Origin of the sequence: Microcoleus sp. ARI1-B5, from assembly GCF_036705795.1 — a bacterium.
Taxonomy (GTDB): domain Bacteria; phylum Cyanobacteriota; class Cyanobacteriia; order Cyanobacteriales; family Microcoleaceae; genus Microcoleus.
Genome location: NZ_JAUBVK010000015.1, coordinates 146085 through 155537 on the forward strand (window position 1 = coordinate 146085; position 9453 = coordinate 155537).

A 9453-nucleotide genomic window follows, 5' to 3' on the forward strand; every position below is an offset into this window, starting at 1 on the left:
CAGTGGCAGGGAACTCCGAACCATGATCGGTGATACTTCCTATGTAACAGCAGTGGCGATCGCGCGCGACGGCAAGCGAGCAATTTCGGATTCATCAGATCACACCCTCAAAATATGGGACACAGACAGTGGCACCGAACAGAGAACTGTGACGGGTCATACTAACTCGGTAACAGCAGTGGCGATCGCACCAGACAGCAAGATAGCGATTTCCGCTTCATGGGATAAAACTATCAAAATTTGGGACTTAGACAGTGGAAAGGAACTGAGCACTCTGATCGTTGATACTTCCTCTGTAAAAGCAGTGGTGATCGCACCCGACAGCAAGCAAGCAATTTTCGCTTTAGGTTTAGATGGTCTCCAAATCTGGGACTTAGACAGTGGCAGGGAACTGAGAACCCTCACCCGTTATACGAGCTACGTAAATGCCGTCGCGATCACACCAGACGGCCTCACTGTGATTGCGGCTTCGGATAGAACCCTCAAAATCTGGGACATCCACAGTGGCAACGAACAGAGAACACTCACGGGTCATGCTTGGTCGGTAGAAGGAGTCGCTATTACCCCCGACGGCAAACGAGCGGTTTCGGCTTCCGACGATAGAACCCTGAAAGTATGGGACATCCACAGTGGCATCGAACTGAGAACACTAGCGGGTCATACTTGGTCGGTAAAAGGAGTCGCTATTACCCCCGACGGCAAACGAGCGGTTTCGGCTTCATATGATAAAACCCTGAAAATCTGGGACTTAGACAGTGGCAGGGAACTGACAACTCTTATAGGTCACACTGACAGGGTATGGGCAGTCGCGATCGCACCCGACGGCCTCCAAGCAATTTCCTGTTCCGAAGATAACACCCTGAAAGTCTGGGATTTGCTTAGTGGCAAAGAGGTTGCTAGTTTCAGCGGAGATTATGGGTTTGATTGCTGTGCGATCGCCCCTGATGGAGTGACAGTTGTAGCGGGCGATCGATCGGGCCGGGTGCATTTCCTGCGATTGGAGGGAGTTAGCAGCGATCGATAATCCAAGAAACCGGGTTTTTGCCCGAATCTGTGGGTTGTAGCGAAGTATTTCGGAAAAAACCCGGTTTCTGGGGCCCCGCGATCGGTTTTTTTTGTGGATGGGCGATGGATGGAGCCCCGCTACGCTGCGGGTTTTTGGGTGGATGGGCGATCGAATTTGATTTGTTAGTCCGTTAGTGAGTCCGCGCAGTCGGGGTTAGTTGGTTCGTCGCCGAGTCCGCCAGGGGTTTAAACCCCTGTCTCATAGCGAAAGTCCTCTCAAAGAGGACTCAAGAGTTAGTTGATGTGTATCGGTTTCATGCGAATCTTCAGTCGGTTTCAACCGACTTGCGCTATGAGACGGGGGTTTGAACCCCCGGCGGACTGTGCCACAAATCGAGGAATTTGCAGTCGTCAAAAACCCGGTTTTAACCGCCAAATCCTCCAAAAACATTGTATAACAAGCATAAACTCAAAACATTTTTTTGGGGAAACGGGCGATCGACTTTTGGGAAACGGACGATCGACTTTTCAGGAAACGGGCGATCGACTTTTTGGGAAACGATCGATCGACCCTCATTCTTCCTCAGTTGCGATCGCTTCTTCTAGCAATTCACGCAAATTTTCATACTGATAAGGAGGTCGTTTCCGAACAGTCAGCACCGTCAATAACTGTAACTCATCTTCAACTACATAAACAACTCGCCAAGATTCTACCCTGATGCGATATAGCCCGATACTAGAAGGCAATTCACCCGCCAGATTAGATGTATCCATACACTTGCTGCTTTCGGGCCGAGGTTGTGACGATAGTGCTTTCAGCAGTCCCAACACTCGCTGTCGCATATTGCCCGGTAGAGCGCGAATTTCTTGACGTGCGGAGCTAATTACTTCTACTCTATACAAGGCCATCAGCGATCAATTCCTGCTCCAAATCTTCCAAAGAGATCGTTTCTACCAAACCAGCATCCCGCCGTTGCAGCCACTCTTGGAAAATCCCCAAATCCTCTCGATCTTCCAATCGCTCAATCGTCTCTTTCCAAGCAGCTAACATCGCTTCCCAAACTTCTACCGGTACAAGCACATCAGTTTTATTCCCGTTAGCATCTGCAACGTATTTTACCAATTCTATAGCCTTTGTTACCTTCATTTTTTTAGCCTGGGTTTCAATCCACCTGTTTATTATACCTTATGTTATGCGATCGCATCCTTCGCGTAGGGGCGGGGCGGGTCGATCGAGCTGATGGTGGGAAATCAAAAATATTGGTGAACCCGCCCCAATGAGATATTGCATTACAACAAAATAAATCAATCAAACACCTGATCAATCAACCGTAGGCTCATCCAATCCCAGCGGCACAAAATATTGACTGTAAACCACACTATCCGGCTCCCAAAGCGGCCGCCAATAAACATTCTGCATCACCGCCTTCTCCCCATCACCATCAGCCGGCCACTGAAAACTGACGATCGCAATATTGCCATATCCCACAATCTCATCGCCCTCTTGCAGCCAGCGATTGCGCCACAACAGCGCTATCAAATTCCACAACCTACGCAGCAGCGGCAACTGTTTATTTTTATGCGACCTACTTGACGGATAACCATTTTCCTGCTGCAAAAACACCCGAGCTCTTTGTCGTTTAATCCAATCAATTTGATAGCCCCAATCAGGAAAAGATTGCCTATCCCTCACAGCAGCCGCCACAGCCTTCTTTCTGCCACTTCTCGAAATCTTCACCAACTCCAGCGGCTCATTCCATCCCAAACATTCGTGCGATCGCTCGGGAAACAGCGACTTAATCTTAGTATGAACTAAATGAGTTGTCCACTCCTCATTAATAAAAGCACTAGCAGTCAACTGCGCCAACACAGACGAGTGGCAATTAGCGATTTGCGATTGGCGATTCCAGTTAGATGCAGAGGGCAAACGCTCAATCTCAGGGCGAGAATCGCCAAAATGACAATCAGACCAATAACTCAGCCGCACAGCCGCAGCATAGTGAATATCCCCCGTCAAAACAATCACCCGATCGCGCTGCTTAAAAAACTCCGACAACAGCTTCACAAAAGCCAACTCATGAAAATTCCAAGCATCCCCCGCATCGCTATTAAAAACCTTCCCCTGTTCCACATCCCGCCTTTGCACCGCATCAATAATCCACAAACCCACCAAATTAGTCGGCACAACAACCAGCGTCGCCTCGATCGCAAACTCCCCAGTTTTATTCAGCAACTCAGTCTCCCGCAAAGGCTGCTGAATTTGCTCCTCAAAACCCTTGTGAGTTAAAAGCATCGGCGGATCGATCGCGCTTTCGGTCGGATAGCCCCGCCAATTCCGCGTATCCAGCACAATCACCTCATGCTTAAAACTTCTCACCGTAAAATGCCAACTCAAAACCTCACTTACACCCCCGCCATCCCGATCCAAAATCAAAACATCATCATCTAACTTAAATTTCGGCAAACCAGTCTCAATCTCAACCCCTGGAATTCCCAAATACGAAGCCGCCTCCTCCCAAACAGCAACATCAGTCCCCGCCGAATCCGACCACTTTTGGGCAGCCTTTAATAACTTATCTCCTACTCTTCCATCCTCGAACTGTGCGGGCGTATTTCCCCAAGCCTGAAACACAGCATAAGCCAGCAAAGCATTTTGCACCACCCGGCGGCCCAGAGGCTTACCCAGCACCCGATAACACCACTCTCGATTCAAACACCAATCATCGCTAACATCATGGTCATCGCAAATCATATAAGTCGGAATATTAGCCAGCGCCCGCCTCACCCTCCACAAATTGCGACAAAAACCGTCAAGTTCAACAACTTCTCGATCCCAGACTTTTGCCTCCTTAGAATCTTGACAAATATCCTTACCCTTGGGAAAACTCTCGCACCAAAGTACAGGAGACCAAACTAACAAATACATCGCGCAATATTCCCCCAAACCAAACAAGTGACTTTTAGCCTTGTCGGGTTTATTCACCAACATCCCCGTAAAGCCGCCAAAATCTCTGGCAATATCGCTGCGAGTCCCCGGCTGCAACTCAATGGGTTTTTTGTACTGAGACTCAGCATCAGACGCTTTCTGAATTGCCGTCTCTCTAAAAATTTCCCTTTCGGCGCGAATTACATTTTTATTTTGCGAGTTCTTAGGTATACTGGTACACAAATTCTTTTTTATTTGGGCATCATCCATCAGGGGTAGACTTTCTTCCCAGCCCAACAGCGTATCGCCAGCATCAGTCAAGGCCCACAGCATCGCATCGGCAACGTCGTCGCCGTAAATTTGGTCGCCCGTTAAAAACAGTTGGTGGGGCCGAAAATTTGCCGTTCCTGCAAACTGTTCGATCGCATTATCCAGGATTGGCAGCGCATCTCTGCCGTCTCCGTGGGGCTTGCGACAAGAACCGTGCACTATACGCAAATAGTTTAAATCCTGCGGTGGCAGCGCAAAAGTAGGCAACCCGTGAGCGAAATAACCGATCGTCCCCGGCCCCAAAGCCGACAAATCAGGGGAAGCAGACCACAGGCAAGAAAGGAGATTTTCTTTCTCATTTTCTGGGGCTGCCACCGACGGCGACTCGCGACTCCCAGCAAACTCGATGTCATAAGCATAAATTTGCCCGGATGTCAAGACATTGCTGTAAATTGGTGTAGCAGTCACCGCAACTACGTGCAGGTATTTGCCGAGCTGCACGGTAGAGTTCGCACCTTCGAGCAAGGGCACACCGACAATTTCGCCGGTGCCGCCCTGGGTCGAATAAACCTTGAGTTCGACTTGGCGGGGTGCTTTCAGAGCCAGCCAAACTGTCACGGCCCCACTTTGGGTGCGGCGCAAAATCGGGCCCGCAAGGATGAGCGGCAAGTGATGAATTCGATGATTTAATGGTGTCCACGACATAGGAATTAAAAATTAAAAATAAAATAAGGGGTTTTCTAGCAGTGAGATTTCAGGCGATCGAGCATCTGTGAGTCGATTTTAGATTTTAGATTTTAGATTTACTTGCAGCATTCAATCTGGGAGCTTGAACAAGAGTCTAAAATTTGGGGCTCTCCACAAGGCGAGTCTCAGGGGCTTGTATCCGTTTCTCGGGGGGCACCCCTTAACTAATGCTAAGTCTGCCAACCCATGTCTGCAAAATTGTAACAATTCATTAAGTAAAATTAATAATCAACCATGCTACAAGAAGAACAATTACAGAATTTCCTAGCTTCAACCCCGCAGCCGCCAGCAATTAAACTATCAGAACCCCCTGTAGAGCCCAACAGCCCGCCGATTTACTCGTCACCTTTAGATCGGGCGCTCGACCGCCACCCCCTCACAGTGGCCCCAGAAACCCCGATCGCCCAAGTGTTGGCTCTGATGAACCCGATGCGCGTCTCCTGTAAGCTTTGCGGCGAAAAACCAAACGCTGTTGCTAGCGCAGCCAAGCGCAGTTGCGTCATAGTCGTGGAAGATAATCGCCCGATCGGCATTTTCACAGAACGGGATATCGTCAAGCTAACTACCATCGAAGCTTGTACGATCGGACTGACAATTGCTGAGGTAATGACTCGATCGCCAATTACCCTCAAACAATCCGAGTCTCAAGATATCTTCACAGCAATGTTCACCTTGCGCCAGCACTCCATCCGGCACTTACCCGTAGTAGACGATGACTCGCGACTTCTCGGTATCATCACCCGCGAAGCCATTCACGAAGCCCTGCAACCGGTGAACTTGCTAACCAATTTGCGCTGTGTGGCAGATGTGATGACGAAGGAAGTCATTTCGGCGCCAACAACTGCCTGTGCCCTCGATTTAGCCCAGCTCATGGTCAAGCATCGATCCCGTTGCGTCGTCATTGTCGAAGAGCAAATTCAGCATCCACAGCGGATCGTACCAATAGAAAAGTACCAAATCCCGATCGGCATTGTCACCGAGCGCGACATTGTGCAGTTTCACGCCCTCGAATTAAACCTCTCCGAAATCTCCGCAACTGAGGCCATGAGTTCGCCTTTATTTTGCATCTCTCCCGGCGATTCCCTCTTCCGCGCCCACCAGTCCATGCAGCGGCACTCCGTGCGCCGTTTGGTAGTAACTGGCAGTCAGGGAGAGCTTTTGGGCGTTGTCTCTATGACAAGTTTGCCGCAAGTTTTTAACCAATCTGAAATGTACGGGACGATCGAGCTTTTGCAGCAAGCAGTAGACGACAGAGCCGCCCAATTGCAGAAAACCAACGAACTTTTGCAGCAAGAAATTTTAGAGCGGCAGCGGGCCCAAGAAGCCCTGCGCCAAGCTCACGACGACTTAAAAAAACAAGTAGAAGAACGCACCGCTCAACTTTTAGAATCAAATGAATTGTTGAGACGGGATATTATCAAGCGCCAGCGAGTCGAAGAAGTGCTGCGGCAAAAGCAAACCTGCTTAAAAAATCAAGCGCAGCAATTAGAGGAAACTGTGCGGAAATTGCAGCAAACTCAAACTCAATTAGTCCACACCGAAAAAATGTCTTCTTTGGGACAAATGATTGCCGGCATTGCTCACGAAATTAACAATCCGGTTAATTTTATCTACGGCAATCTTTCCCACACCAGTCATTACATCAAAGAATTGATCCAACTATTGGAACTTTACCAGCAGCACTATCCCGAACCAGTCTCGGAAATTCGGGAAGCAGCAGCAGAGATGGAAATCGATTTTTTGGTGGAAGACTTATCTAAGATCGTGTCTTCGATGCAAGTAGGAACCGAGCGCATCCGCCAAATAGTTTTGTCGATGCGCAATTTTTCGCGATCGGATCGAGCTAGCATCAAGCTCGTTGACATTCACGAGGGCATAGATAGCACTTTGCTGATTTTGCAGCACCGGCTCAAAGCTCAAGGCGGACATCCAGCTATTCAAATTATTAAGGAATACGGCGATTTGCCCCGCGTCGAGTGCTGTGGCGGCCAGCTCAATCAAGTGTTTATGAATATTATCGGCAATGCTATTGATGCTTTGGATGAAGCAATCCAGAATGGCAAATGGGCAAAGGGAAATGGGAAAAATCCACCACAGTCAATTCCTAGTTCTCCATTGACTTTTCCCGCGATTACAATTCGCACTGAAGTTGTTGCTGGCGGTTTTGTGGCGATCCGCATTTCCGACAACGGGCGGGGCATACCGGATGAGATCCGCCGCCAATTATTTGACCCGTTTTTTACTACCAAACCAGTCGGGAAGGGTACTGGGTTGGGACTGTCGATTTCTTACCATTTAGTTGTGGAAAAGCACGGGGGGCGGCTCGACTGCGTTTCGGAAGTTGGGCTGGGTACTGAGTTTGCGATCGAAATTCCGATCGCCAGAAGCTCAGTTGACAGTTGACCTGTGACAGTTGACAGTTGACCTGTGACAGTTGGCTGTTGGCTGTTGACAGTTGGCTGTTGGCTGTTGGCTGTTGTCACATTTTCACCACTGTGACAATCCGACACTCCCCCCAAATCTCCCACTCGGACACTCTCGGCCTCGCCCCTCCCGCTAATTCCTAAAAATTCACAATTTTTTACACAACACTCAAAACCCCAGCAAAATCACTCTTTCCTAATCTAAAATCTAAAATCTAAAATCCAAAATCGTCTAATTTTGGCATCCCCAGGCCCAATTAATCGAGCTCACTCTCCCGTTTTGCTCATCCACCAGCACCTTTGTGCCGGTTCGAGTTACCAGCACAAGCCATCAACTGCCTGCATCAAGGCCCCAAAGCCAAAAGCCGAGATTGTTTGAGAAGTTAATTTTTGTTTTATTTTTGTACCTCTTTATATTAAGAAAGTATTCTAAAATTAATTAAAAATGTAAAATAATTATAAAAATAGATTGGTAAATCCAAAAAGCAGCTAAGATGCCCAAAGATGCAAAATAAACAAATTTACTAGCATTTTCATTGGGAGGCCCCCTTTCTTTTCCTCGCAAGTTAGCTAATAATGCTTTCAACGAGGTAACGCAGCGCCGACTCCCAAATTGACAAGAATGGCATTGCAGTAAGGGCATTGGAGGAAAGGCTATTGCATTTGGGCGATCGCAACATCAAAGCGTGAAACCCCAGCCCCGATCGTTTTGATAGAAACCTATAGGAGAACAAAGAGTGAAACTCGCAGTTTACGGAAAAGGTGGAATTGGCAAATCGACAACAAGCTGCAACATCTCCGTTGCCCTAGCCAAGCGCGGCAAGAAAGTTTTGCAAATCGGTTGCGATCCAAAGCACGACAGCACATTTACCCTCACAGGCTTTTTAATCCCCACAATTATTGACACCCTTCAAGAAAAGGACTATCACTACGAAGACGTTTGGCCCGAAGATGTCATCTACAAAGGCTACGGCGGCGTTGACTGCGTAGAAGCAGGCGGCCCGCCCGCAGGAGCTGGTTGCGGCGGCTACGTAGTCGGCGAAACCGTCAAACTGCTCAAAGAACTCAATGCCTTCGAGGAATACGATGTCATCCTGTTTGACGTACTCGGCGACGTAGTGTGCGGCGGTTTTGCAGCCCCATTGAACTACGCAGACTACTGCATGATTGTTACCGACAACGGGTTCGACGCATTATTTGCAGCCAACCGCATCGCCGCCTCAGTCCGCGAAAAAGCCCGCACTCACCCGTTGCGCCTCGCCGGTTTAATTGGCAACCGCACCTCCAAGCGCGACTTGATCGACAAGTACATCGACACCGTACCGATGCCGGTGCTGGAAGTGCTGCCGCTAATTGAAGACATCCGCGTTTCTCGCGTTAAAGGCAAAACATTGTTTGAGATGGCCGAGGGCGATCCCTCCCTCAACTACGTCTGCGATTACTACCTCAACATCGCTGACCAGATTTTGGCAATGCCAGAAGGAGTAGTGCCCAACGACACGCCCGATCGCGATTTATTCTCCTTGCTGTCAGATTTTTATCTAAATCCTGTGCAACCGGTGGTCAAGAAGGAGGAAGATGAGCTAGACCTGATGATGGTTTAATAGGTCTAGCGATCAGGATGAGGATAAAGAGGTTATGGCTTTTTTTGATACTTTTTCAGTTGCTCTCAAACAGAAGTGGTTGGACTACTACCAGGCAAATCGGACTTGGCTGCTCCTGCACATGACGGCTGACAACACGGTCGCCACACCCGACGGCGGGAAAAGGCCTGTTTCTTACCTCATCCTGGGAATTGCGGCTGCCCTGGAGCCGGAACTCCAGCAATTAATGCTGCCCTTCTCAAAACTCAAGCCGGATGCAGACAGCCTGATCGAAGTCTTGGGTCTAAATTTTGACCCGGACATAGCGCTGGGTATGGCTTCAAATACCGCGCCACAGACGATCGGTCAATCTCCAACACCCGCAGCAGCGACTCAAACTGCAACTGCTGCACCCGCAGCAGCTCAAACTGCAACTGCTGCACCCGCAGCAGCTCAAACTGCAACTGCTGCACCCGCAGCAGCTCAAACTGCAACTGCT

8 protein-coding genes are annotated in these 9453 nt (G+C 49.1%); 5 read left to right on the top strand and 3 right to left on the bottom strand.

Features of this window, described 5'->3' with window-relative positions:
* Together QUB63_RS21295 and QUB63_RS21300 are read left to right on the top strand one after the other, a co-directional pair.
* The coding region (locus QUB63_RS21295) for a WD40 repeat domain-containing protein (RefSeq protein ID WP_332947298.1) at positions 1 to 1024 on the top strand (1024 nt) is incomplete at its 5' end.
* A 431-nt stretch (positions 1025 to 1455) separates the two neighbouring features.
* Complete coding sequence (locus tag QUB63_RS21300) at positions 1456 to 1611, top strand: hypothetical protein (RefSeq protein WP_332947299.1); 156 nt, start codon at positions 1456 to 1458, stop codon at positions 1609 to 1611.
* Here QUB63_RS21300 and QUB63_RS21305 read toward each other — a convergent pair.
* The 3 genes from QUB63_RS21305 to QUB63_RS21315 form a co-directional block, all read right to left on the bottom strand.
* Positions 1579 to 1914 (bottom strand): type II toxin-antitoxin system RelE family toxin, encoded by a 336-nt coding sequence (locus tag QUB63_RS21305; protein WP_332947300.1) that lies wholly within the window; start codon positions 1912 to 1914, stop codon positions 1579 to 1581. The two genes, QUB63_RS21300 and QUB63_RS21305, sit on opposite strands and share 33 nt — an antisense overlap.
* Positions 1901 to 2152 (bottom strand): hypothetical protein, encoded by a 252-nt coding sequence (locus QUB63_RS21310; RefSeq protein ID WP_332947301.1) that lies wholly within the window; start codon positions 2150 to 2152, stop codon positions 1901 to 1903. The genes QUB63_RS21305 and QUB63_RS21310 overlap by 14 nt, the downstream gene beginning before the upstream one ends.
* A 174-nt stretch (positions 2153 to 2326) precedes the next feature.
* Complete coding sequence (locus tag QUB63_RS21315; RefSeq protein ID WP_332947302.1) at positions 2327 to 4906, bottom strand: PhoD-like phosphatase; 2580 nt, start codon at positions 4904 to 4906, stop codon at positions 2327 to 2329.
* A 276-nt stretch (positions 4907 to 5182) separates the two neighbouring features.
* Here QUB63_RS21315 and QUB63_RS21320 point away from each other — a divergent pair, with 276 nt between their 5' ends.
* From QUB63_RS21320 to QUB63_RS21330, 3 genes are all read left to right on the top strand, one after another.
* The gene (locus QUB63_RS21320; RefSeq protein ID WP_332947303.1) at positions 5183 to 7351 is read left to right on the top strand and encodes a CBS domain-containing protein; all 2169 of its coding nucleotides are present in this window, start codon (positions 5183 to 5185) and stop codon (positions 7349 to 7351) included.
* Positions 7352 to 8108: 757 nt separating this feature from the next.
* Entirely contained in the window at positions 8109 to 8975 is an 867-nt protein-coding gene (gene bchL, locus QUB63_RS21325) for a ferredoxin:protochlorophyllide reductase (ATP-dependent) iron-sulfur ATP-binding protein (RefSeq protein WP_332947304.1), read from the top strand.
* Positions 8976 to 9009: 34 nt separating this feature from the next.
* The coding region (locus tag QUB63_RS21330) for a DUF5331 domain-containing protein (RefSeq protein ID WP_332947306.1) at positions 9010 to 9453 on the top strand (444 nt) is incomplete at its 3' end.

Coding starts and splice junctions, on each gene's coding strand:
- QUB63_RS21305 (WP_332947300.1), bottom strand. CDS start 1,914: ATGGCCTTGTATAGAGTAGAAGTAATTAGCTCCGCACGTCAAGAAATT.
- QUB63_RS21310 (WP_332947301.1), bottom strand. CDS start 2,152: ATGAAGGTAACAAAGGCTATAGAATTGGTAAAATACGTTGCAGATGCT.
- QUB63_RS21315 (WP_332947302.1), bottom strand. CDS start 4,906: ATGTCGTGGACACCATTAAATCATCGAATTCATCACTTGCCGCTCATC.
- QUB63_RS21320 (WP_332947303.1), top strand. CDS start 5,183: ATGCTACAAGAAGAACAATTACAGAATTTCCTAGCTTCAACCCCGCAG.